At 63.9% G+C, this 23651-nt stretch carries 25 protein-coding genes; 12 read left to right on the top strand and 13 right to left on the bottom strand.

Features of this window, described 5'->3' with window-relative positions; all coding sequences use genetic code 11:
* Window positions 1–44 precede the first annotated feature (44 nt).
* Complete coding sequence (locus tag BMZ70_RS19335; protein ID WP_092278440.1) at window positions 45–605, top strand: DUF5610 domain-containing protein; 561 nt, start codon at window positions 45–47, stop codon at window positions 603–605.
* On the opposite strand, the gene BMZ70_RS19330 is transcribed toward BMZ70_RS19335, so the two are convergent.
* A complete protein-coding gene (locus BMZ70_RS19330) occupies window positions 590–1558 on the bottom strand; it encodes a GGDEF domain-containing protein (RefSeq protein ID WP_092278438.1) in 969 nt (322 codons plus the stop codon). The genes BMZ70_RS19335 and BMZ70_RS19330 overlap by 16 nt on opposite strands.
* 98 nt (window positions 1559–1656) lie before the next feature.
* Here BMZ70_RS19330 and BMZ70_RS19325 point away from each other — a divergent pair, with 98 nt between their 5' ends.
* Complete coding sequence (locus tag BMZ70_RS19325) at window positions 1657–2436, top strand: helical backbone metal receptor (protein WP_092278436.1); 780 nt, start codon at window positions 1657–1659, stop codon at window positions 2434–2436.
* Window positions 2437–2450: 14 nt separating this feature from the next.
* Here BMZ70_RS19325 and BMZ70_RS19320 read toward each other — a convergent pair whose 3' ends face one another.
* The 4 genes from BMZ70_RS19320 to BMZ70_RS19305 form a co-directional block, all read right to left on the bottom strand.
* Complete coding sequence (locus BMZ70_RS19320; protein WP_092278435.1) at window positions 2451–2828, bottom strand: HPF/RaiA family ribosome-associated protein; 378 nt, start codon at window positions 2826–2828, stop codon at window positions 2451–2453.
* 80 nt (window positions 2829–2908) lie between these two features.
* Window positions 2909–3562 carry a DUF1345 domain-containing protein gene (locus BMZ70_RS19315; RefSeq protein ID WP_092278433.1) on the bottom strand — a complete coding sequence of 218 codons (654 nt, stop codon included), beginning with the start codon at window positions 3560–3562 and terminating at the stop codon, window positions 2909–2911.
* Window positions 3559–4794, bottom strand: coding sequence for an MFS transporter (locus tag BMZ70_RS19310; RefSeq protein ID WP_092278431.1), 1236 nt, complete (start codon window positions 4792–4794; stop codon window positions 3559–3561). Before BMZ70_RS19310 ends, BMZ70_RS19315 begins: the two co-directional genes overlap by 4 nt.
* Window positions 4795–4860: 66 nt before the next feature.
* A complete protein-coding gene (locus tag BMZ70_RS19305) occupies window positions 4861–5886 on the bottom strand; it encodes a CDP-6-deoxy-delta-3,4-glucoseen reductase (protein WP_092278429.1) in 1026 nt (341 codons plus the stop codon).
* Window positions 5887–5898: 12 nt separating this feature from the next.
* On the opposite strand from BMZ70_RS19305, the gene BMZ70_RS19300 reads away from it, so the two are divergent.
* From BMZ70_RS19300 to BMZ70_RS19290, 3 genes are all read left to right on the top strand, one after another.
* Window positions 5899–6786, top strand: coding sequence for an SDR family oxidoreductase (locus BMZ70_RS19300; protein WP_092278427.1), 888 nt, complete (start codon window positions 5899–5901; stop codon window positions 6784–6786).
* 140 nt (window positions 6787–6926) lie between these two features.
* Window positions 6927–7178 (top strand): hypothetical protein, encoded by a 252-nt coding sequence (locus BMZ70_RS19295; protein WP_092278425.1) that lies wholly within the window; start codon window positions 6927–6929, stop codon window positions 7176–7178.
* A gap of 139 nt (window positions 7179–7317) precedes the next feature.
* On the top strand, window positions 7318–7557 hold the full coding sequence (locus tag BMZ70_RS19290) for a hypothetical protein (protein WP_092278423.1): 240 nt from the start codon (window positions 7318–7320) through the stop codon (window positions 7555–7557).
* 69 nt (window positions 7558–7626) lie between these two features.
* Here the strand turns inward: BMZ70_RS19290 and BMZ70_RS19285 are convergent, their stop codons facing one another.
* The 4 genes from BMZ70_RS19285 to BMZ70_RS19270 all read right to left on the bottom strand — a co-directional run bounded on the left by BMZ70_RS19285 (window position 7627) and on the right by BMZ70_RS19270 (window position 12474).
* Window positions 7627–7833, bottom strand: a complete 207-nt coding sequence (locus BMZ70_RS19285) for a hypothetical protein (protein ID WP_092278421.1) — start codon at window positions 7831–7833, stop codon at window positions 7627–7629.
* Window positions 7834–7898: 65 nt separating this feature from the next.
* The gene (locus tag BMZ70_RS19280) at window positions 7899–8597 is read right to left on the bottom strand and encodes a glycine-rich domain-containing protein (RefSeq protein WP_092278419.1); all 699 of its coding nucleotides are present in this window, start codon (window positions 8595–8597) and stop codon (window positions 7899–7901) included.
* Window positions 8598–8707: 110 nt separating this feature from the next.
* A complete protein-coding gene (locus BMZ70_RS19275) occupies window positions 8708–10537 on the bottom strand; it encodes a sensor histidine kinase (protein ID WP_092278417.1) in 1830 nt (609 codons plus the stop codon).
* Window positions 10538–10704: 167 nt separating this feature from the next.
* Window positions 10705–12474 (bottom strand): glutamine--tRNA ligase/YqeY domain fusion protein, encoded by a 1770-nt coding sequence (locus tag BMZ70_RS19270; RefSeq protein ID WP_092278415.1) that lies wholly within the window; start codon window positions 12472–12474, stop codon window positions 10705–10707.
* A gap of 132 nt (window positions 12475–12606) precedes the next feature.
* On the opposite strand from BMZ70_RS19270, the gene BMZ70_RS19265 reads away from it, so the two are divergent.
* Genes BMZ70_RS19265 through BMZ70_RS19250 form a run of 4 tightly spaced genes read left to right on the top strand, consistent with a single transcriptional unit; the run spans window position 12607 to window position 15104 of the window.
* Entirely contained in the window at window positions 12607–12900 is a 294-nt protein-coding gene (locus BMZ70_RS19265; RefSeq protein ID WP_092278413.1) for a DnaJ domain-containing protein, read from the top strand.
* A gap of 37 nt (window positions 12901–12937) precedes the next feature.
* Window positions 12938–13438: a hypothetical protein gene (locus tag BMZ70_RS19260; protein WP_092278411.1), complete on the top strand. Its 501-nt coding sequence runs from the start codon at window positions 12938–12940 to the stop codon at window positions 13436–13438.
* Window positions 13439–13440: 2 nt separating this feature from the next.
* On the top strand, window positions 13441–14217 hold the full coding sequence (locus BMZ70_RS19255) for a hypothetical protein (protein ID WP_092278409.1): 777 nt from the start codon (window positions 13441–13443) through the stop codon (window positions 14215–14217).
* 14 nt (window positions 14218–14231) lie between these two features.
* Complete coding sequence (locus BMZ70_RS19250) at window positions 14232–15104, top strand: hypothetical protein (RefSeq protein ID WP_092278407.1); 873 nt, start codon at window positions 14232–14234, stop codon at window positions 15102–15104.
* A 69-nt stretch (window positions 15105–15173) separates the two neighbouring features.
* Here the strand turns inward: BMZ70_RS19250 and BMZ70_RS19245 are convergent, their stop codons facing one another.
* A complete protein-coding gene (locus BMZ70_RS19245; protein WP_092278405.1) occupies window positions 15174–16085 on the bottom strand; it encodes a LysR substrate-binding domain-containing protein in 912 nt (303 codons plus the stop codon).
* Between the two features lie 98 nt (window positions 16086–16183).
* Here BMZ70_RS19245 and BMZ70_RS19240 point away from each other — a divergent pair, with 98 nt between their 5' ends.
* Window positions 16184–17398, top strand: a complete 1215-nt coding sequence (locus BMZ70_RS19240; RefSeq protein ID WP_165403614.1) for an MFS transporter — start codon at window positions 16184–16186, stop codon at window positions 17396–17398.
* Here the strand turns inward: BMZ70_RS19240 and BMZ70_RS19235 are convergent.
* Both BMZ70_RS19235 and BMZ70_RS19230 read right to left on the bottom strand, forming a co-directional pair.
* Window positions 17395–19851, bottom strand: coding sequence for a sensor domain-containing protein (locus tag BMZ70_RS19235; RefSeq protein ID WP_092278401.1), 2457 nt, complete (start codon window positions 19849–19851; stop codon window positions 17395–17397). The two genes, BMZ70_RS19240 and BMZ70_RS19235, sit on opposite strands and share 4 nt — an antisense overlap.
* A 67-nt stretch (window positions 19852–19918) precedes the next feature.
* On the bottom strand, window positions 19919–20989 hold the full coding sequence (locus BMZ70_RS19230) for an NAD(P)-dependent alcohol dehydrogenase (protein WP_092278399.1): 1071 nt from the start codon (window positions 20987–20989) through the stop codon (window positions 19919–19921).
* A 116-nt stretch (window positions 20990–21105) separates the two neighbouring features.
* Here BMZ70_RS19230 and BMZ70_RS19225 point away from each other — a divergent pair, with 116 nt between their 5' ends.
* Both BMZ70_RS19225 and BMZ70_RS19220 read left to right on the top strand, forming a co-directional pair.
* Entirely contained in the window at window positions 21106–22002 is an 897-nt protein-coding gene (locus tag BMZ70_RS19225; protein ID WP_092278397.1) for a LysR family transcriptional regulator, read from the top strand.
* An 80-nt stretch (window positions 22003–22082) separates the two neighbouring features.
* Window positions 22083–22412, top strand: a complete 330-nt coding sequence (locus BMZ70_RS19220) for a hypothetical protein (protein WP_092278394.1) — start codon at window positions 22083–22085, stop codon at window positions 22410–22412.
* Here BMZ70_RS19220 and BMZ70_RS19215 read toward each other — a convergent pair.
* On the bottom strand, window positions 22409–23638 hold the full coding sequence (locus tag BMZ70_RS19215; protein WP_092278392.1) for a CaiB/BaiF CoA transferase family protein: 1230 nt from the start codon (window positions 23636–23638) through the stop codon (window positions 22409–22411). The two genes, BMZ70_RS19220 and BMZ70_RS19215, sit on opposite strands and share 4 nt — an antisense overlap.
* Between the last annotated feature and the right edge of the window lie 13 nt (window positions 23639–23651).

The following is a 23651-nucleotide window of genomic DNA, read 5'->3' as shown; positions in this document are numbered from 1 at the left end:
AAATTCTGCCGATAATTCCAGCGTGTTCAATGAGGAGCAATATTATGGCTACTCCCGTTTCCGCGACGTCGGGCAATACCGCGACGCCGGTGCAATCCAGGGATGACAGCACGCTGTCGCCCGCCGCCCGCGCCAAGGCGGAGCTTAATGCTTCTATCGTACAAGCTTCCTTGACGGTTTCGCTAAATTCTTCCAATGAACCGTTGTCGCTGGTGCTGAAAACCGCGCTGACCGGCATCAACGAGGCGCTCAAGAACGATTTCGGCGATAACGCCATCCAGAACGCGGTGTCGCAAGACAATACGCCGGAAGGCACGGCTGGCCGCATTGTATCGCTGTCCACCGCATTTTACGAAGCCTATAAGCAGCAGCATTCCGGCGAGGATGAGACCGAAACGCTGAATAACTTCATCGATACCCTGAAAAAGGGCGTGGACCAGGGCTTCAAGGAAGCGCGCGACGTACTGCAGGGCTTGAAGGTGCTGAATGGCGACATCGCCAGCAACATCGACAAGACCTACGACCTGGTGCAGCAGGGCTTTGCCGATTTCATCGCAGCCCACCAGCCCAAGGCACAGGAAGCAGAGGCTCAGGCCGCAACCTGATTGCGGCCGTTTTCCTTGGCGCGGTAGAGGGCGGCGTCTGCCGTGGCGATCAGCTCGTGTTCGCTTTGCTGCGGCTGCAGGGCCGCCACGCCGAACGAGGCGGTGATATGCGGCAGCGGCTGGCGCATGTCGCCGAACACCTTGGCCTGCCGCATGCGCTCGCACAGACGCTCGGCCACCGACATGGCCACCTTGTCGCTGGTGTCGGGCAGCAGCACCATCATTTCCTCGCCGCCGTAGCGCACCGCGAAGTCGGTCGGGCGCAGCGCGCCGCTCAGCACTTGCGCGGCCGCGCGCAGCGCTTCGTCGCCGGCCAGGTGGCCGTGGCTGTCGTTGAATTGCTTGAAGTGGTCGAGGTCGATCATGATCAGCGACAGCGGCGCGCCGGAGCCGTGCGCGGTGGCTACCATCGTCGGCAGCAGATCGTTCAGCCAGGCGCGGTTGTACAGATTGGTCAGGCCGTCGATCATCGACAACTGGCGGTAGAATTCGCCCAGCTTCTGGCGCCGGCGCAACTGCGCGTTGGCGGCGCGGATGCGGAACGACAGCAGGCGCAGCAGGTTACGCGCCAGCACATTCGATTCATCGATCAACTGCCATACCAGGTCGGCCTCGATCACCAGCACTTCGCTCTGCTCCAGCGCGACGATGTGGGCCAGGTTGGTTTCCTCATCCAGCACCGATTGCTCGCCCACGCTCTCGCCCGGCAGGATCTTGCTGATGGTGCCATCGGCCATGCCGGTGCGGGTGTCGTTGGTGACCGACAGCGCGCCGCGCAGCAGGATGTACAGGCGTGCGCGGCTCGATTCGTTGACGGCTTCGTCGGCTTCCAGTTGCATGATGGGGCAGTGCGCCAGCATGTGGGCGACGGCGGCATCATCGTCGGAATTGCGCAGCAGTTGCAAATCGCTGATCTGGTAGCTGGATGAGCCGAAGGTGCTAATCTGTTTCATGCAAAAATGGTTAGTACAGGTTCTGGATGAGCCATATTGTTGCACGAATGCCGTCAGGAGTGCTTCAATATCGACATCAAAACTTAACTGGATACAACATGGCTTACCTTGACGCGCTGGGCACGGAACACCAGCCGGATCCGAACGCGCGCATCGTCTCGCTGGTGCCGTCGATTACCGAGCTGCTGTGCGATCTCGGCCTGGCGTCGCAAGTGGTGGGGCGCACCGGTTTTTGCATCCATCCGTGGGACGTGGTGCAGGACATTCCCAAGGTGGGCGGCACCAAGGACGTCAACCTGGAAAAAATCCGCAAGCTGGCGCCGACCCACGTGGTGCTCAACATCGATGAAAATGAAAAGCCGACCGCCGACGCGCTGGCCGAGTTCGTGCCCAACTTGGTGGTTACCCATCCTTTGCGGCCTTACGACAACGTGGCATTGGCGCGCCTGATGGGCGGCGTGTTCTGCCGCGAGCAGCAGGCGGCCGACTGGTGCGCGGCGTTCGAGGCCGAGTACGCGCTGCTGCAGGCCGCGCCGAAAGGGCCGCCGCAAACCATGTTGTACTGCATCTGGCAGGATCCGTGGATGAGCATTTCGCAGGACACCTACATCGCGCGCATGCTGGAAGAAATCGGCTGGCAGGTGCCGGATCTGGGCGAGTCGCGCTATCCGGAATTCCGCTGGTCGCAGCAGCTGATCGATGGCATCGACGGCGTGCTGCTGTCGAGCGAGCCGTACCGCTTCACCGAAGCCCATGCGGACGTGCTGGAACGCCAGATCGGCAAGCCGGTGCTGCTGGTGGATGGGGAGATGATGTCGTGGTATGGCAGCCGTTCGCTGCAGGGCTTGAAATACTTGCGGGAGCTAACACGGCGCTAGCCCCCGCTGCGGTGTTACTCGTCGTCCTGGTCGGCCACCACGGCGGCCGAGGCGGCGGCCACGCCGGCGGCATGCCGCTTGTGGTCGTGCAGCTTGCCGACCGCGCTATCGACTGCACGTTTCAGTTTATCGGTGGCGCCGGAGATGGCCTGATGCAGGGTGGCGGCATGGTCGCTGACCGCGATCGGTTGAAGTCCGGTAAGGCGTGCTTCCATCAGGCAGCGGTTATCGCCATCGGCCGACTTCTGGCCCAGGTTGTCGCTGAGATGGACTTCGACGCGGGTGATTTGCTCGCCGAAGCGGTGGAGGGCAGTGCTCACGACAGTGTGTACGTGCTCGTCGAGGCCAGAATGACGCTCGATGGTCTTGTCGGTATTGATTTGGATTTGCATACGCTTGCTCCTGTTGTTGAACTGCGTAACCATCTTACTCCTTCCCGCCTTAAGTGCACGTTAAATTCTATTCTGCAAGTTCAGCCGTTGAGCAGGGAGGCGGCGATGTTGATGGAGAGGCCGAGGATGGCGAGGTTGTAGAAGAAGCACAGCACCGACTGGCCCAGCACCACTTGCCGCAGGCTGCGGCAGCGCACGGTGACGTCCGAGGTCTGCACCGCCACGCTGATGGTGAACGAGAAGTACAGGAAGTCCCAGTAGTTCGGCACCAGGTCGCTGTCGGGGAAGCCGAGCGGCTTGTCGTCGCTGTCGTCGATGTAGTACAGGTGGGCGTAGTGCGAACAGAACATCACGCCCACCATGAACCACGAGCCGATCAGGGTCAGCACGGCCAGCGCGTAGTGCTCGACCAGGTCGCCGCCGGCCTTGCCGCTCGCCAGCTGCGAGACGATGGCCGCCAGGCTCACCATCACCGCCAGCGACAGCACCGCCAGGATCACCGGCCCGCGTTCGTCCTGCCGGCAGGCGGCGCGCTTGATGTCGTGGTGGTCGGCCTGCACCATCATCCACGCCATCGTGGCGAGGTAGGTCCATACGAGGATATCCCAGCACGCCAGTCCGCGCGTCAGCAGCGGCCATGCGTCCGGCAGCAGGGGATAGGCCGCGACGCCCAGCAGAATCGCCGTGCTCAGGTGTGGGCGGCTGTGGATGATGCCGGGCAGGCGCAAGTTCATTTTTTATCCTCGTGCGGGAAACGGTCCATGCGCGATAGTACCGGGAACAGCACGGTCCAGGCACCCACCACGCCGAGCGTGGCGGCGCCGCCGAACAGCACCGCGCGCGTCAGGCCCAGCCAGCCGGCGGTGATGCCCGATTCAAATTCGCCCAGCTCGTTGGAGGCGCCGATGAACACCGAGTTGACCGCGCTCACGCGGCCGCGAATTTCATCCGGCGTTTCGTACTGCACCAGCAGGTGGCGCACGTAGACGCTGATCATGTCGCCGGCGCCCATCAGGAACAGGGCGACCAGCGCCACCATGAAGCTGGTGGTGGCGCCGAGCACGATAGTGCACACGCCGAACACCGCCACGCCGCCCAGCATCCAGGCGCCGACGCGGCGCGTGATCGGGAAGAAGGCCAGTGCGATCGAGCACAAGGCCGCGCCGATGCCGGGCGCGGTGCGCAGCGCGCCGAGGCCGCTCGGGCCGATGTGCAGCACGTCATGCGCCAGCGCCGGCAGCAGCGCGGTGGCGCCGCCGAACAGCACCGCGAACAGGTCGAGCGAGATCGCGCCCAGCACGATTTTTTTCGACCACACGAAACGCAAGCCTTCCAGCACCGTGTGCCACGAGGCCGGCCCGCTGGCGCTTGGCTGCTTGACCGATTTCACCAGCGACATCATCACCACCGCCGCCAGCAGCAGCGCCGAGGAAATCATATAAACCGTTTTCGGTCCGGCCAGGTAGAACAGGCCGCCCAGCGTCGGGCCCAGGATGACGGCCACGTGGAAGCTCGACGAGCTCAGGGCCACCGCTTTGCTGAAGCTTTCCTGCGGCACCAGGTTGACCAGAATCGCTTGGGTGGCCGGTCCCATGAAGGCGCGCGCGCTGCCGTACAACACCAGCACCGCGAACACCGGCCACACGGCGCTCAATCCGGTGTAGGTGAAGCCCAGCAAGGCCAGCCCGCACAGCAGCTGCGCGCCGAGCGCCAGCGTGATCAGGGTGCGGCGGTCGTAGCGGTCGGCGGCGTGGCCGGCGATCAGGATCAGAGCGAGGAACGGCAGGAACTGCGCCAGGCCGATCAGGCCGAGGTCGAACAGGTTGTGGGTCATCGAGTACACCTGCCAGCCGATGGCGACATTTTGCATTTGCACGGCCAGCGTGGCGAGGGTACGGGCGGAGAGGTAGAGCGTGAAGTTACGGTGGCGCAGGACGCTGAAACCGTTGGAAGAACTGACTGACATTGTTACTTTCGGGATGCAGCGCCTTGCGGGACGCTGCATCCCGCAAGGCGCAACGGGATGGATCGGTTAGGCGTTGATATCGGCTTCGGTGGTGAAGGCGTCCGCGTAGAACTCTTCCTCCGGCAAGGCGCACTGGGCGACGAAATCTTTTTTCGCCGACTCCACCATGATCGGCGCGCCGCAGGCGTACACCTGGTGGCCGGACAGGTCGGGCAGGTCGGCCATCACGGCCTGGTGCACGAAGCCGGTACGGCCGGCCCAGTGGTCTTCCGGCAGCAGGTTGGACAGCACCGGCACGTACTTGAAGTTCGGCAGGGTGGCGGCCCACTCGCGGCACAGCGCATCCATGTACAGGTCTTGCGGACGGCGGCCGCCCCAGTACAGGGTCATCTGGCGTTGCGAGCCGGTCGCACGCAGATGGTCGACGATGGCCTTGATCGGCGCGAAGCCGGTGCCGGAGGCCAGCAACACCATCGGCTTGTCGCTGTCGTCGCGCACGAAGAAGGTGCCCATCGGGCCTTCGAAGCGCAGGATGTCGCGTTCCTTCATGGTGCTGAATACCTGGTCGGTGAACAGGCCGCCCGGCATGTGGCGGATGTGCAGGGCCAGCGGTGCGTTCTGGTCCGGCGCGGTGGCGATACTGTAGCTGCGGCGCTTGCCGTCTTTCAGCATGAATTCGATATACTGGCCGGCGCGGAATTTCAGCGTTTCGTTGGCCGGCAATTGCAGCGTCATGACGATCACGTCCGAGGCCACTTTTTCCAGCGTCGACACGCGCGACGGCATCTTGCGGATCGGGTAATCATCGCTGCCCGCCACTTCGCGCGCCTCGATCACCAGGTCGCCCTTGGTGGTGGCGCAGCACAGCAGCGAGTAGCCGGCCGCTTCTTCGTCCTTGGTCAGGGCACGTTCCTGGTGCGCCTTGTGGCTGACCGAACCGGAAACCACCTTGGCCTTGCAGGAGCTGCAAGCGCCGTTTTTGCAGCCATAAGGCAGGCCGACGCCGGCGCGCATGGCAGCGGCCAGGATGGTTTCGTCTTCCTCGCAGCTGAATTGGTGGCCGCTAGGCTGTACAGTTATCTGAAACGTCATACAATCTTTCTGATGAAAAACTTCAAAATTCACAAATTCTCTAAGCCGCGTGTGCTGATCGTCGGCTGCGGCGATGTCGGCATGCGCCTGCTGCCGCTGCTGACCCCGCATTTCCGCGTGTTTGCCACCACCAGCCAGCCGCAGCGACGCGCCGAACTGCGCGCCGCCGGCGCCGTGCCGCTGGTGGCCGATCTCGATCATCCCGCCAGTCTGCGCCGCCTGGCCGGGCTGGCGCCGTGGGTGGTGCATTTGGCGCCGCCGCCTGCCGAAGGCGCGCTGGACCGCCGCACGCGCAATTTGACCGCCATTTTACCCGAGCAAGGGCGCTTGGTTTATGTCAGCACCACCGGCGTTTACGGCGACTGTGGCGGCGCCCGCTTCGACGAGAGCCGCCCGGTGGCGCCGCGCAACCCGCGCGCGCTGCGCCGGGTCGATGCCGAAAGCGTGCTGCGGCGCTGGGCGGGGGGCAGCGGGGCGGCCTTGTCCATCCTGCGGGTGCCGGGCATTTACGCGGCCGACCGCCTGCCGCTCAAGCGCTTGCGCGAAGGTACGCCGGCGCTGGCCGAGGCCGATGACGTGTACACCAACCACATCCATGCCGACGACCTGGCCGCCATCATTGCGCGCGCGCTGTTCCGGGCGCTGCCTAATCGCATTTATCACGCGGTCGACGACAGCGAGATGAAGATGGCCGAATACTTCGACGCGGTGGCCGACGCCCACGACCTGCCGCGCCCGCCGCGCCTGCCGCGCGATGAACTGCGGCAAGTGGTATCGCCGGCCTTGCTGTCCTTCATGTCGGAGTCGCGCCGCCTGCGCAACGAGCGCATCAAGCGGGAATTGGGCGTGCGCCTGCGCTATCCAACCGTGGCGAGCGCCTTGCTATGTAAAGATACGTAAAGAAACAACAAAAGTTAATATATTGCAATGCTGGCGTCGGATTTATGTGACAAACTTATAAGACGATCCGTTTGATGGAGATCAAGAAAGTCGTCGCGTGATAAGATAGCCTAAGCCATCTTCCACTAAGGAGTGCGCGCATGGTAGCCAGTTTGCAGCCCACCAAGGAGCAAGTCCGCGCCTACATGCATCAGCGGCAGCGTGAGTTTTGTCACCGTCCGCCTCCCATGCCGGAAGAAATCCGGCGCCAGCTGGGTTGGCACTACAGCGTTGATCATCCCGACCACTTCTCTTCCTCCACCTTGTTCTTCCCAGGCTCGATCGCCCAACTGGCCGCTTTGATGGCGGTTGAATGGTGTTTCCTGGCCGCCGGCGTGCGCCGTTCCAGCTGATCTTTACATGGTTTGATACTTTTTTTTACAACAAAAAAGTTCCATAGCATAAAAAATAGGGTTAGAATCTATCCAATTCTCACTCATATGGCTATGTGTCGTTTTTTTTCCAAGAACGGCAGTGAACCTACTTACTATCATGTCCCTCAAAGAAATCACCGCGTCGCCGACCTACAACCCGAACCGCGTGCTGGACGCGATCATTGAAAAACTGCAACTGAAAAACGATGCAGCGCTGTCGCGCGCGCTGGAAGTGGCCCCGCCGGTCATCTCCAAGATCCGCCACAACACGCTGCCGATCGGCGCCACCATCCTGATCCGCATGCACGAGATCAGCGACTTCAGCATTCGCGAACTGCGCGAAATGATGGCTTCGTAATTTTGCAGGCCCCAATGAAAAACGGCGCGCACCGCAAGGTGACGCGCCGTTTTTGTTAGCCGGCCCGGTTCAGGCCGTTGTGCTGATGGTGGTGCCGATGCGCTGGCCGCTGGTGTTGACGGTCGGTGCGCTGGCCGCTTGCGGCGGTGGCGGTGGTGCTGGCTGCTCGACGCGTTCGGCCGGCTTGTCCACCGGCTTGACCTGCTCGGGCTGGCGCGCCGGAATGGCTTGCTGGACGGCGGTACTGCTGCTGGAGGCGACGGTATTGACGGCCATGATGAACTCCCATCTTGTGCTCAGGTCGTCAAGTATGCCACTTTTTTGAGCAGGCTGCCGTTTTTTTATGCCGCCAGGCGAGGCCGCTGCTGGTAAAAGCCCGGCTGTTGCGCGGCGATGAGCGCGCCGGCGCCGATCACGCCCGAGTGCGCAAAGCTGGCGGCCACGCCGGAGTGCGCCAACTGCGCGCCTACCACGCCGGAATGCGCCACCTTGGCCCCCACCACGCCGGAATGCGCGACCTTTGCGCCGACCACGCCGGAATGCGCCACTTTCGCGCCGACCGCGCCGGAGTGTGCGAACTGGGCGCCGACCACGCCCGAATGGGCATACGACGGCGCCGCCACGCCGGAGTGGGCGGTATCGGCGTTGGCGGCCGTTGCCCGCACATAGTCTTCGCCGAAGGTGTCTTCGTACAGCTCTTTCATGCGCAGGCCGACGCGGATGTGGGCCGCTTCGTCATCCTCGCCGCGCAGGCCGATGTAGGGGAAGTGGTGCAGGAAGTGGCCGAACACGGCGTCGCAATCGGCGGCGTATTTCATGGTGTCGAGGATGTGGTAGTGCCAGAAGGTATCGACATCGACCAGCGGCGCGGTTTGCTCGTTCGGGAATTTTTTCATCAGGATCAGGAAGCGGCGGTATTCGAACTCGACCGCGTTGGCGCGTTCCAGCGTCCAGCCTTCGCCGGATTCTTGATGCATCAGCTTGACTTTGATCGGCTCCAGGTCGAGGGCGGCGATGGCGTGCATGTCGTGAGCATTCATCGGATGTTCCTTTCGTTATTGATGCGGGTTGAAAAAAAGCAGCGAACGGCTTGATTTTGCCCACAGGAGACATCTGTTCCTTGATGTTAATCAATGTTTGGAAGGAAAAATTAGACGGCGAAGTCCAGCTGGTCGTCGGTTGCCGGCGCGGCGCGCTTGCTGAGCGGCACGGCGATGGCCACCGTGGTGCCGCCGTTGGGGCTGCTGGTGATGGCGCAGCGGCCACCCAGCAGGCTGATACGCTCCTCGATGCCGACCAGGCCGAACGAGCCGGCCTTGTGGCGGCTGGCGTGGGGCAGGCCGACGCCGTTGTCGCTGATGGTCATGCTCAGCATGCCGTCGTCCTGGCGCAGGTCGACCCGCACCAGGCTGGCGTTGGCGTGCTGCAGGATATTGCTCAGCGATTCCTGCAGCACGCGGAAGAAAGCGGTGGCGCAATGGTCGTCGATGCGGATGTCGGGCTGGTGCTCGACCAGCTCGCACACCATGCCGGAGCGCTGGCGGAACTGGGCGATCTGCCATTCCACCGCCGCGTTCAGGCCCAGGTCCAGCACGGTCGGACGCAGGTCGTTGATGATGTGGCGCACGCTCTTGATGGTGCGGTCGATCTGGCCCAGCATGTGCTGGGCGCGCGCGTGCAGGCGCGGATGGCGGTGGCGGGTGCGCGTGCACAGCATGTCGACGTCGATGCGCAGCACCAGCAGGTTCTGGCCGAGGTCGTCATGGATCTCGCGCGCGATGCGCTTGCGCTCCTGTTCCTTGATCTGGTCCGCGTGCGCGGCCAGGCGGCGCAGCCGGAGGTGCGACTGCTGCAGGCGCGCCTGGCTGTTGCGCAGCTCGCGCGTCATTTCCTTGGCCATCTTCACGGCCCGCATGCGCGACGAGGACAGGGTGTGGAACAGCAGGAAGAACAGCAGCGAGCCGGTGAAGCCGCAGCCCATCGCCAGCCACGGCAGCCAGGTGTCGAAGCGGCTGTACCAGCTGGCCTTGGGCGCGCTGAAGTAGGCGTTCCAGTGGCGGCCGTTGAAATCGATCGGCAGCACCACGTTGAACAGGTCGCCGGGGCGCAGCGCCGGGCCGTGTGGCTGGCTGTCGAACAGGCGCACCGGCTGCTGTTGCGGTTGCTGCGTGTTGCCGTGGGTGTCGCCGCTGTCGTACAGCACCAGCCGGGCGTCGCGTACCTGGATTTGCTCCAGCGCCGCTTGCACCAGGCGCGGCACGCTGAAGCCGATGCCCACCGAGCCGATGCAGGCGTCGCGCCGCTCCTCCGCCGTGGTCAGCGGCAGCCCGTTGCGGTACACCGGCAGGCGCAGCGCCAGCCCGGCGCCGGCCGGCTGGTGCACGCTGTCGATCGGCGTGCCGGACGCGCTCAGGCTGCCGTGGTCGCGGCCCTGCGCCAGTGCGCGCGCCACCGGCGCGCGGAAGCCGATGTCGCGGCCGATTTTTTCGCGGAACTCGGCCAGCGGTTCGATCATGGTCAGCACCCAGTATTCGGCGCGCGGCTCGGGCGGCGACAGCGCGGGGCGCTCGGGATAGCCGAGCGCGGTCTCGGCGGGGCCGGCGCGCAGGCTGCGCTCGAAGGCGGCGCGGCTGGCGGCCGTCACGTACTGGGCGTAGTTGATGTTGTCGAGCGCCGGGAACTGGTGTTCGATGTCGAGGCCGCTGACATAGCGGTGGAAGCTGGCGCGGTCCACCTGTCCGGCCGCGTGGAAGTAGCTGGCGGCGCCGCGCAGCACGTCGGTGTAGGCGTTGATGCGCGAGTTGATGTTGTACTGCGCGTTCTGGGCCTGGTGCAGGAAGCGCTCGCCGGCGTCGTATTCGATGGTCTGGCTGGCGGCCCAGTAAAACACGCCGCCGATGCCGAGCGACAGCAGCACGCCCGCCGACAGCACCGGGCGCGCGCGGGAGATCAGCTGTTTTGCTCCGAGAAATGCCGCCACCGCGCCCCCTTTGAAGCAGCCAATAGTTTTTTGACTATAGGAAATATTAGTTTGTCTAGTCAAGTAATTTTGCTGAAATGACACTTGTCCTATACGGAGTGTTAACAAAAAACGGCAAAAAAAAAACGGCACCGCCGGGGTGCCGTTTTCAGTGGAGCAGGGCAGGCTTACTTGGCCGGGCCCCAGCTGTCCTTCAGGGTGACGATGCGGTTGAACACCGGCTTGCCTGGTTGCGAGTCGACGCGGTCGGCCACGAAGTAGCCGTGGCGTTCGAACTGGTAGCGCTGGTCGGCTTGCGCCGCGCTCATGCCCGGTTCGAGGTAGGCTTTCACCACTTCCTTGGCGTTCGGGTTCAGCAGCGAGAGGAAGTCCTTGCCGCCGGCGTCCGGCTGGGCGTCGGTGAACAGGCGGTCGTACAGGCGCACTTCGGCTTCCAGTGCGGCAGCGGCCGACACCCAGTGGATGTTGCCCTTGACCTTGTAGTTGTCCGAGCCCGGCGTGCCCGACTTGGAATCCTCGAAGTACTTCACGTGCACCGCGATGACCTTGCCGTTTTCATCCTTGTCGTAGCCGACGCACTCGGTCACGAAGCCGTGGCGCAGGCGCACGCGGCTGCCCGGATTCTCGCCGATCGGCGGGTAGTAGCGGAAGTAGCCCTTGCTCGGCGTTTCCATGAAGTCTTCTTCCTCGATCCACAGCTCGCGCGAGAACGGGAAGGTGCGCACGCCCATTTCCGGGTGGTGCGGGTGGACCGGCGAGGTGCATTCTTCGGTCTGGCCTTCAGGGTAGTTGTCGACGATCAGTTTCAGCGGACGCAGCACGGCGGTGGCGCGCGGCGCTTTCGGATCGAGGTCTTCGCGCACGCAGCCTTCCAGCGTGCTCATGTCGATCCAGCCGTCGGCCTTGGTGACGCCGATGCGCTCGCAGAACAGCTTGATCGCTTCCGGGGTGTAGCCACGGCGGCGCAGGCCGACGATGGTTGGCATGCGCGGGTCGTCCCAGCCGTCGACGATCTTCTCTTCCACCAGCTGGCGCAGCTTGCGCTTGGAGGTGACCACGTAGGTCAGGTTCAGGCGCGAGAATTCGTACTGGCGCGGCACCGGCAGCTTGAAGAAACCGCCTTTCGACAGGGTTTCCAGCAGCCAGTCGTAGAACGGGCGGTGGTCCTGGAATTCCAGCGTGCAGATCGAATGGGTGATGTTTTCCAGCGCGTCCGAAATCGGGTGCGTGTAGTCGTACATCGGGTAGATGCACCAGGCGTCGCCGGTGCGCACGTGGTGCGCGTGGCGGATACGGTAGATGGCCGGGTCGCGCATATTCATGTTCGGCGACGACATGGCGTCTTCGCTGATCCTGGCGCGCAGGATGTGTTCGCCGTCGGCGTATTTGCCGGCCTTCATGTCGCGGAACAGTTGCAGCGATTCGGCCGCCGGACGGTTGCGGAACGGCGAATTGGTGCCCGGCGTGCTGAAGTTGCCGCGGTTGGCCGCCATGTCTTCGGCCGACTGGCTGTCGACGTAGGCGTAGCCTTGCTCGATCAGCCATTCGGCCATCTGGTACAGCTGCTCGAAGTAGTCCGAGGCGTAGTGCAGGTGGTGCTCGACCGAGCCGTCGGCTTTTGGATAGTCGTAGTCAAAGCCCAGCCATTTCACGCTGTCGATGATGGTGTCGACGTACTCTTGCTCTTCCTTGGCCGGGTTGGTGTCGTCGAAACGCAGGTTGCAGCGGCCTTGATAATCGCGCGCCAGCCCAAAATTCAGGCAGATGGACTTGGCGTGGCCGACGTGCAGGTAGCCGTTCGGCTCAGGCGGGAAGCGGGTGATGACGCTGGGCATGCCGTCGCGGACGTGGGTACCGGCCGCGAGGTCGTTCTCGACGATGGCGCGCAGGAAATTGGATGGTAGTGCTGGCGCTGGGCTGTTTTTATCGTTGCTCATCTGAAAGTTGGCTGTGCAAAAGTTCTATGTTGCTGCATTTTACCGTATTGCCAGTGGGGATACGGCGGCACGGTATAATGATCGATTAATTTGCGATTGATTTGCAGCGCAACATAGCCCGGAGTTTCCAAAATGGAAAATTATTACAACACACTGGGTATCGCGCCGAACGCCACCGAAGATGAGATCAAAAAGGTCTATCGTTCGCTGGCCATGCGTTTCCACCCTGACCGTAATCCCGCGCCCGGTGCCGATGCGCGCTTCAAGGCCGTGACCAAGGCCTACGAGGTTTTGTCGGACCCGGCCAAGCGCGAGGAATACAACCAGAGCCTGAACCACCGCATCATCATCGACGCGGAGGCGGAAGCCTATCAGTTGTGGCGTTCGGTGTTCGCGCTGCACGGCACCACGTTGCCGGCCGCGTAAGTCCCTGTGTTTAGAAAAGATTAAGAAGAGATTCGTAATGAGAAAAGTACACCCAGAGTTTGCCTATCAATCGCGCGAACTGGAAGGCCAGATCGAAGGCATCCTCGGCGATCCGCCGGACCGCAAGAACTACCAGCGCATGGTTGACGCGCTGGTGGGCGAATACGCCGACGGCGGCGGCATCGAAGACGTCAACATGCTGGCCTTCGCGCTGGTCGACCACATCGAGTTCAACAATCCGAAAGGCTTGCTGGCCGAGGCGGAAGACTACGAGTTCGGCGACGCCGCGCGCGTGTTTGCGATGGCCTCCTGCAAGGGCGACGAGGCGGCCCGCATGTACGAGGCGATCGGCCAGAGCATGCCGGACCTGGCGCGCCAGGCCATCATCACCGCCTTCCTGCACAAGAATCCGCGCAAGTGGGATGATGACGACCAGTCGCTGGAACAACTGTCGGCCAACGACGACGGCGACGATATCGAAGACGAAGATGGCGCGAGCGACGATTTTGCGCAAATGTTCGACCAGGATGGAGAATAAGCATGTCCGATGACACCAAGAGCAATCTGCCTGCACTGAGCAAGCAAGTCACGGAACTGGTGCTGGCCGGCTCGCTGAGCCACGCCGAGGACGCCTTTGCCGAAGCCGCCGACCAGTACGGCGACCTGGCCGTGGTGGAGGTGCTCAACAACATCCCGCCGCAAGTGACCGCGCTGCACATGGCCGGCTTTGACGGCGGCAAGATGTCGCTGACCACCTTGCTGGTGCCGCCGAAAGCCTGGGCCGACAGCCTGGCCTTCATCGCCGCCACCTGGCCGGACGACCAGATCGAGGACGATCCTGAGCGCATCGCCGAATCGCTGTTCGCCCACGTGCACGGCGTGGCCTTTGCCACCGACGACGAAGAGCGCCGCAACGAACTGCTGGCGGCCGCGTCGGCCACCGACCACGGCGCCACCATCTTCGCCATCCTGTTCTCGCTGGCGCCGAAGGAAATCCTGGAAGTGGCCGGCGAAGTGATTTCGAAAGGCCCGTACCTGACCGGCCAGACCTCGTCCGACAGCGACATCGTGCCGGTGGCGATCGCGCTGGCGCAGGCCTCGGAAGACGGCTGGGACCGCGCGCTGTTCGAGCTGTTCCCGGAATTCCGCCACAGCGCCGACCTGGCCGACGCCGAGTACGAGGACGATCCGGACGCCGAGCCGACTATCCTGCAGCGCTCGACCAAGGAACTGCTGTACCGCCTGCGCAAGCAAGTACCGTCCACGCGCGCCGCGAAAACCTCGCGCCGTTCGGTCGGCACCAACATCTTCTCGTGATGGGTGGCCGATAGATGTTGCCAGCACTCGTAGTAGAAACCCTGCCGCGCCTGACGCGCGCGATCCAGCAACTGGCGGCCCATCCGGACGATGACGCCGCCTACGCGCTGGCCGACGAGCTGACCGGCATTACCGCGATGGTGGCCGAGAAGTTCACCAACGACCGCACGGCGGACGGCATCCAGAAGGCGCTGCAGCTGACCACCGGTTGCGTGTCGCTGGGGCTGGACCACGCGCTGCCGGACGAGGATGACCTGGCCGCGCTGGACCTGCTGATCGACGAGGGCGCCGAGCATGCGTTCCAGCTTGGCTTCCGCATGATCAAGGACCTGGTTGCGATGCCGGAAGATGCGCTGGTTGGCGAGTACGACACCGATCCGGTGTACGCCGCGCGCCGCCTGCGCGACAAGTTCGTCGACATTTGCCTGACCGATCCGAACCAGAACTGGGACGGCACGGCGCGCTATGCGGTGCAGTTCAAGCAGCGCAAGGAAGTGCAGGCGGTGGTGCGGCTGGCCAACTGGCTGCGCCGCCACAACACCGAAGGCCCGGTCAGCGATGCCGACCTGAACGCGGAAGGCGTGATCGCGCTGGCCATCATCTTTGCGGTGGAGGGCGGCGGCATGATCGTGGCGCGTACCGGCCAGAAGGAGTTCGAGCGTTTCGTCAAAGCGGTGCGCAAGAACAAGCCGGACTACGAGGCTGGCTGGGCGGCGCTGCTGGCCAAGGTGCCGGTGCAGCATCATCCGGTGCTGTTGGAACGCATCGACAGCTATCGTCAGAACTGCACCGTGCTGCAAAACATCAAAGGCCGCACGGCGATGAAAACGCTGTTTGCGGAACTGGAAAACTACGCCGGTTCCGAGCTGGACGCGGACTACTCCTGACCGTCGCTCCGGCGAAGGCCGGAGCCCATAGAACGCATGCTCAGCTTGGATCCCGGCCTTCGCCGGGAGTCATTTCGCCCAGTGGGCGGAATGACGGCTTGCTTCGGTCGCCACCGCGACGAAGGCGGCGATAAGTGGTGATATCGCATCCTTGCGTTTCGCCAGATACAGCGCGGTGGTGGCCTCGGCATCGGCCAGCGGGCGGTAGCACACCTCGCTCATGCGGATGATGTCGAAGGAACTCGGCAGCACCGATACGCCGCAACCGGCCGCTACCAGGCCAATGATGGTGGAGGCTTCCCCGGCCTCCATCGCAATGGTCGGCTTGAAACCGGCTTCCCGGCACAGGCGATTGATCTGCGGATGAATCCCGGTGCCGGCGCTCTCCGGATACATCACCAGCGGTTCCCCTTTCAAATCGTTGATGGCGATGCTTTGCTTCTGCGCCAGCGGATGGCGGATCGGCAGCACCATCACCAGCGGATCGCGCCGTAAAATCGTCAACTCCACCGACTCCGGCAGCGTGAGCTCCGGCGGCCGCACCAGCCCGAGATCGAGCTCGCGCGCGGCCAGCGCTTCGATCTGGCCGACGGTTGACATCTCCTGCAAAGTCAGCTGCACGCCCGGATACTGCTGGCGGTAGCGGTTGATCACGGCTGCAAACAGTGGCGTCAACGGCGTCGAAAAGGTGAAGCCCACACGCAGCTCGCCGGCTTCGCCGCGCTCAGCCCGGCGCGCGGTCTGCATCGCCTGCTCGGACAGCGCCAGCACGCGGCGCGCATCATCGAGGAACAGCTTGCCCGCTTCGGTGAGTCGCACCCAGCGCTTGCTCCGTTCCAGTAACTGAGCGCCCACTTCGGCTTCCAGCTGCTGGATCTGGTGGCTGAGCGGCGGCTGGCCGATGTGCAGGCGTTCGGCCGCGCGGGTAAAGCTTAGCTCTTCGGCAACGGCAACGAAGTAACGCAGGTGGCGTAATTCCATTATCTTTAAAAAGTATGACTGACGGTTTAAATATATATTGGACAGCTTACTGTGGCAATCCTAAGATGAGTCATCGTATCTCTCCGGAACCGCAAGCCATGTTAGCCGCAGCCGCCCCACGCATTGCCCTCGGAAGTCCCGAATTCAAACGCAGCAACCGCGCCATGTTCTTTGGCGGCTTCTCGGCCTTTGCCTTGCTGTACTGCGTGCAGCCCTTGATGCCGCTGCTGTCGCATGAGTTCGCGCTGAGTGCGGCCCAGAGCAGCATGGTGCTGTCGATCTCGACCGGGGCGCTGGCCTTGTCGCTGGTGGCGTCCAGCGCCGTCTCCGAACGGCTGGGCCGCAAGCCGCTGATGGTGGCGGCGATGGCGATTGCCGCCGTCATGACCCTGCTGTGCGCCTTCGCCCACAACTACGGCCAACTGCTGGTGATGCGCGCCTTGCTGGGCGTGGCGCTCGGTGGCATGCCGGCGATTGCGATGGCCTATCTCGGCGAGGAAATCGAACCGCAGTCGCTGGGACTGTCGATGGGCTTGTACATCAGCGGCAGCGCGTTTGGCGGCATGGCGGGGCGGGTGATCACTTCGGTGATCAGCGACCATATGTCGTGGCGGCTGGCGCTGGGCATGGTCGGCGTGGCGGGGATTGCGGCGGCGGTGGAATTCTGGCGCAGCCTGCCGGACTCGCGCCATTTCGCGCCGGCGCATGGCGGCTGGCGCGGGCTGCCATCGGGCTTCAAGCTGCACCTGTCGGATGCCGGCTTGCCGTGGCTGTTCGCACTGGCGTTCCTGCTGATGGGCGCGTTTGTCAGCCTGTACAACTACATCGCCTACCGCCTGCTGGGCGGCCCGTTCAGCCTGAGCCAGAGCCTGGTGGGCGCGGTGTCGTTCTTCTACCTGCTGGGCATCTACAGCTCGGTATGGGCGGGCAAGCTGGCCGACCGCTACGGCCGCCGCAACGTGCTGTGGCTGATGGCGCTGATCATGCTCACCGGCCTGCTGTTGACGCTGTCGAACTGGCTGCCGCTGATCCTGGCCGGTGTGGCGATCTTCACCTACGGCTTCTTTGCCACGCACTCGGTGGCCAGCAGCTGGGTCGGCCGCCGCGCCACCAGCAACAAGGCGCTGGCCTCGGCCCTGTACCTGTTCTTCTACTACCTCGGTTCCAGCGTGATCGGTTCGGCTACCGGCGTGATGTGGGGCCGCGCTGGCTGGCCCGGCGTGGTGGCGGTGCTGGCCGGCGCGCTGGGGCTGGCGCTGCTGGTCGCCCTGCGGCTGCGCACGCTGGCGCCGCTGGGGCAGGCCGAGCGCTAGGACGCGTGGCGCAGCTTGTCGGCAAACGCTTCCGGCGTGAGCGGACGGCTGAAGTAGTAGCCCTGCATTTCGTCGCACTGGTGCTGGCGCAGGTAGGCCAGCTGGTCCGCCGTCTCCACGCCTTCCGCGATGATCTTGAAGCCCAGGCTCTGGCCCAGCGCGATCACCGAGCGCACGATGGCCGCCACCTTGGGCTCATCCAGCATGTCGCGCGTGAAGGATTTGTCGATCTTCAGATAGTCGACCGGGAACTGCTTGAGGTAGGCCAGGCTGGAATAGCCGGTGCCGAAATCATCGATCGATAGCGCGATGCCGAGCTGCTTGAGCTTGTGCACCAGCGCCACCGCTTCGTCGACGTTGTGCATCATCAGGCTTTCGGTCAGCTCGAGTTCCAGGTACTGGGCGTCCAGTCCGCTATCCCCGAGCGCGGCGCGCACTTCGTCCAGCAGCGACTGGTCACGGAACTGGCGCGCCGACAGGTTGACCGCCACCCGCAGCGGCGGCAGGCCGGCGTCCTGCCATGCCTTGGCCTGGGCGCAGGCGGTGCGCAGCACCCAGCGGCCAATGGGGACGATCAGGCCGGTTTCCTCGGCCACGCCGATGAAGCGCATCGGCGGCACCATGCCCAGCGTCGGATGCTGCCAGCGCACCAGCGCTTCCATGCCGGTCACAGTGTCGCTGTGCAGGTCGAGCTTCGGTTGATAGACCAGGCTCAGTTGCCCGCGCGCCAGCGCATGGCGCAATTCCGATTCGATCAGCGCGCGCTCGGCGATGCGCGCGTGCATGGCCGCCTCGTAAAATTGCACCTGGTTGCGGCCGGCTTCCTTGGCGCGGTACAGGGCGATGTCGGCATGCTTGAGCAGCTGTTCCGGCTCGCTGCCATCGGCCGGGTAAATGCTGACGCCGATGCTGCAGGTCACCGTCACCACTTGCTGCCCGAGCGTCACCGGCGACGCCACCGCTTCCTGCACCAGCTGCAAGACGCTGGACATCGGCCGCTGGTTGGCGACCGGCAGCAACAGTACGAATTCATCGCCGCCCAGCCGCGCCACGGTGTCGCCTTCGCTGGCGCAGGCGCACAGGCGGCCGGCGATCGCGCACAGCAGTTCGTCGCCGAACTGGTGGCCGAGGTTGTCGTTGATGAGCTTGAAGTTGTCGAGGCCGATAAACACCAGCCACAGGCTGTGCTTGAAGCGCTGCGAGAAAGTGACCGCCTGCGCCATGCGGTCGCTGAGCAGGGCGCGATTGGGCAGGCCGGTGAGGGCGTCGTGGTTGGCCTGGTGTTCAAGCTGGGCCTGGTAGTCCATGATGGCGGTCATGTCGGTCAGCACGCACACGTGGTGGCCGATGTCACCTTCGGCTGCGTGCACCGGCGCCACGTGCAGCTGGGTCCACAGCTGGGCGCCGTCGCGGTGGCGCGTGCGCAGCAGCAGCGTGGCTTCCTGTTGCGCCTGCAGGGCGGCGGCCAGCGGCTGGTGCTGCTCGTCCTGTGCCTGCAAGCCCAGCAGCGACTCCAGCCGCTGGCCGGGCAGGGCGGCGGGCGCATGGCCGAACAGGCGCGCAAAGGCCGGGTTGGCGTACTCGATCAAGTCGCCTTCGGACGCGTGCGAGGTGATGACGATGGCATTGACGCTGGCTTCCAGCGCCTGGCTGCGCAGCTGCAGCGCCAGTTTCAGTTGCTGGCGCTCGGTGACGTCATGGGCAAACACCAGCCGTGCCGGGCGGCCGGACAGCGTGACCGAATGCGATGAAATTTCCACCTGCAGGCGGCTGCCGTCGCGCCGGATGTGGGTCCAGAGGCCGGCCTGCTCGGCGCCTTTGGCCGGCGCTGCCGCCAGGTTGCGTTGCAGCCGTTCCCATTGATCAGGCGGGCGAATGTCGCGGATGGTCAGTTGCAGGAATTCGGCTTCGGTGTAGCCGTACTGGGCCACGGCGGCGGCGTTCACCACCAGGAAGCGCAGCGTCTCCAGGTCGTACACCCACATCGGCTGCGGATGGGCTTCGAACAGGTACTTGAAGCGCAGGCGCGATTCGTAGACGTCGTAATCGTCAAGCGGATAGGCCAGGCACAGGAAGCAGGGCGGCTGGTCGGCCGGCCGCCATTCGATGGTCTGGCTGACCGGGTGCTGCCGGCCGTCGCGGCCGGCCAGCGCCACCTCGCTGCGCCAGTAGCCGCGCATGCGCGCCGTCGGCAGGGCCTCGTTTTGCAGCATCGGCAACACCCAGCCGGCAAACAGGGCGCTGGCCGGGAGCTGCGGTGATAGCGGGCCGAGCAGGTTGGCAGCATGCTCGTTGAAGGCCAGCACGTGGCCGGCCTCGTCGATGGTGAAGGCAAAATACGGGCTGCGCCCGAACTGCTGTTCGAAGTCCGGGCCGGGCCGCCGTCCCCGCGCGTGCTGGCTGCGCTGGCGTTCGGGAGCGCGGCTGTATGCTGGCTGTGGAAGCCTGTCCATCGGTCGGGCCTCGTCAAAGATGATCTCGCTCTGATATTAGCCAAGCCAGCAAAACTTTGTCGCACGGCTAGCTCATGTGCGCCTCGCCCGCTTTCAGGGTAGCCATATCGATCACGAAGCGGTACTTCACATCGTTCTTGACCAGACGCTCGTACGCCTGGTTGATGTCCTGGATGGCGATCATCTCGACATCGCTGACGATGTTGTGTTCCGCGCAAAAGTCCATCATCTCCTGGGTTTCCTTGAGGCCGCCGATAGCCGAGCCGGCCACCGATTTGCGGCCGAGGATCAGGTTGACGCCGGCCGGCGGCGGATCGAGTTCGGTCAGCACGCCCACCATCGCCATTGTGCGGTCGCGGCGCAGCAGCACCAGGTACGGGTTGATGTCGTGCGGCACCGGGATGGTGTTGAGCAGGAAGTCGAAGCTGTTGGCGTGCGCCTTCATGGCGTCGGCATCGGTGGACAGCAGCACTTCGTCGGCGCCGAGGCGTTGTGCGTCCTTGCCCTTGTCCGGCGAGGTGGTGATCATCACCACTTGCGCGCCCATCGCCTTGGCGAATTTCACGCCCATGTGGCCGAGGCCGCCCAAGCCGATCACGCCGACCTTGTGGCCCGGACCAACTTTCCAGTGACGCAGCGGCGAGTAGGTGGTGATGCCGGCGCACAGCAGCGGCGCTACCGCTTTCAGGTCGAGCTTGTCCGAGACCTTCACCACGAAGTGTTCGTCCACCACGATGATGTCGGAATATCCACCGTAGGTTGGCGCGCCGGTTTCGCGTTCGCGGCCGTTGTAGGTGACGGTCGGGCCGTGCTCGCAGTATTGCTCGAGGTCTTCGTCGCAGGCCGAGCAGTGGCGGCAGGAGTCCACCAGGCAGCCGACCCCGGCCAGATCGCCGACCTTGAATTTGTGTACGCCGCTGCCGACCTGCGTCACGCGGCCGATGATTTCATGGCCCGGCACCATCGGGTAGATCGAGCCGCCCCAGTCGTCGCGCGCCTGGTGCAAGTCGGAGTGGCAAACGCCGGAGTAGAGGATCTCGATCACCACGTCGTTGAGGCCCGGTGCGCGGCGCTCAAAGCTGAAGGGGACGAGGTGGGAATGCTGGTCGTGGGCGGCATAGCCGTGGGCTTTAAACATGGGAACTCCTGGGTGAGGATAAACGGATTGTTATCTGCCGTTGCACTATAATTCCCACGGTATGCAGGTAACAAGCGCGTTCATCTGCATGGTTTGAACAGGAAATTTGCACAATCATGCAGCTCGATAATCTCTCTCACCTGGGTGTGTTCGCCGCCGTTGCGCGGCATGGCAGCTTCCGCAAGGCGGCGGCCGAGCTGGCCCTGTCGGCGTCGGCGGTCAGTTACGCGGTGCGCACACTGGAAGACCGGCTCGGCGTCGGCCTGTTCAACCGCACCACGCGCAGCGTCGCGCTGACCGAGGCCGGCAAGCATTTGCTGGAGCGCCTGCAGCCGGCGCTGGGCGGCGTCAACCTGGCGCTGGAAGAGATGAATATGTTCCGCGCCTCGCCGGCCGGCACGTTGCGCATCAACTGCTCGCGCGATGCGGCGGTGATGGTGATCGGGCCGCTGATCCAGCGCTATCTGGATGCCTATCCCGATATCACGCTCGATATCGTCAGCGATGACACTCTGGTCGATATTGTCGACCGTGGTTTCGACCTCGGCATCCGGTATGAAGAGCATGTGCCGGAAGACATGATCGCGGTGCCGGTGTGGGGATCGCAACGTTTCGTGGTAGCGGGCTCGCCCGAGTATTTTGCGCGGCACGGCAAGCCGCGCCATCCCGACGATCTGATGCGGCACAACTGCGTGCGCTATCGCTTCCCGCGCGGGAATTTCTACAAGTGGGAGCTGGGCAAGGGCGATATCAAACTCGAGCTGGATGTGGCGGGGCGATTGTCGGTTGGTGATTCGGAACTGGCTACGCGCGCGGCGCTCGATGGCGTGGGGCTGGTGTTCCTGCCCGAGTTCCGCTTGCGGCCGCATCTCGCGGCGGGGCGGCTGGCGCTGGCGATGGAGGACTGGTGTCCGCCCAGCACCGGCTTGATGATGTATTACCCGCGCCAGCGGCGCATGTCGTCGGCGTTGCGCGCTTTCATCGATATGGCGCGCTTGCCGCACGAAAGCTGATCTACATCAGTGTTGGGCCTGATTGCTGCAACTGCTGAGGCGCCTGTCGGTCGAATCCGGATTCACAGGAGGAGACCATCATGTTGCATACCAACGAGATCCAGCACCGGTTTTATTTTGTTGAACGCGCGGTGAGGCTGGCCGCGCAAGCGGCCTCGGCGGAGCCAGGGCTGCCGCGCGAGTTGCGCCAGTGTCTCGAGCGCATCGACAAACTCGCCGACGACGCGCGCGACATCCTGCCGACCAAGGACGAATTGCGCATCCACAAGCTGATGCGCGATATGGACTTGCAGGCCGAACGGGCCAAGCGCATCTGCGACTACATCCCGACCCTGTCCGGCCAAATCAAAGGCGCCGTCACCCACCTGCATAGCCAGATGCAGGAACTCAAGCGCGATATGCGTGTCTAAAGCACGCCTTTAGCGCGCAGGGTGGCGATGTCTTCGTCCGTGCGGCCGAGCAGGTCGCGCAGCACGGAGTCGGTGTGCTGGCCCAGCAGCGGCGGGGCGATGGCGTTGTCGGTTGGCGTGGCCGACATGCGCATCGGACTGCGCACCAGCTTGGTGGTGCCGGCGGTCGGATGTGGCACGTCCATGACGATGCCGCGTGCTTCGACTTGCGGATTTTTATACACGTCGTCGAGGTTGTTGATCGGGCCGCATGGCACGCCGACTTCTTCCAGCTTGCTGATCCAGAAATCGCGCGGCTGCTGCAGCACCATCTCGGCCAGGATCGGCACCAGCTCGTCGCGGTTTTTCACACGCAGCGGGTTGGTGGCGTAGCGCTCGTGGAAGGCCAGGTCGGCGCGTCCGCCGGCTTCGACAAATTTCTGGTACTGCCCATCATTGCCGGTGGCGACGATGATGTAGCCGTCGGAACACTGGAAAGTCTGGTACGGCACGATGTTCGGATGCGCATTGCCCCAACGCTTGGGCACTTTGCCGCTGTTGAGGTAGTTGCTGCCGGCGTTGGCCAGCATGGCCACCTGTACATCCAGCAAGGCCATGTCGATGTGCTGGCCTTCGCCGGTGCGGTCGCGGTGCGTCAGCGCGGCGAGGATGGCGATGGTAGCGTACATGCCGGTCATCAGATCGGTCAGCGCCACGCCGGCTTTTTGCGGACCGCCGCCCGGCAGGTCGTCGCGCTCGCCGGTGACGGACATCAGGCCGCCCATGCCCTGGATCAGGAAGTCATAGCCGGCACGATGCGCGTAGGGGCCGTCCTGCCCGAAGCCGGTCACCGAGCAGTACACCAGGTCCGGCTTGATGGCCTTCAGCGATTCATAGTCGAGGCCGTAGCGCTTGAGTTGGCCGACCTTGTAGTTTTCCAGCACCACGTCGGACTGGCGCACCAGTTCGCGCAGCAGTTGCTGGCCTTCGGCGCTGGCGATATCCACCGTCACCGAGCGCTTGCCGCGATTAGCGGACAAGTAGTAGGCCGCTTCGGTGGTGTCCTTGCCTTCGGCGTCGCGCGCGTACGGGGGACCCCAGGCGCGGGTGTCGTCGCCGTTGCCGGGACGTTCGATCTTGATCACATCCGCGCCGAGATCGGCGAGGTTTTGCGAGCACCACGGTCCTGCCAGCACGCGGCTCAGGTCGAGCACGCGGATATGGCCTAGCGCTTTTGGAGCTGTCATGAATGTTTTACCT

The sequence above is a fragment of the Duganella sp. CF402 genome, assembly GCF_900109645.1.
GTDB lineage: Bacteria > Pseudomonadota > Gammaproteobacteria > Burkholderiales > Burkholderiaceae_D > Rugamonas.
Note: the sequence above shows the minus strand (reverse complement) of the source record. Positions and strands in the feature narration are given on the sequence as shown.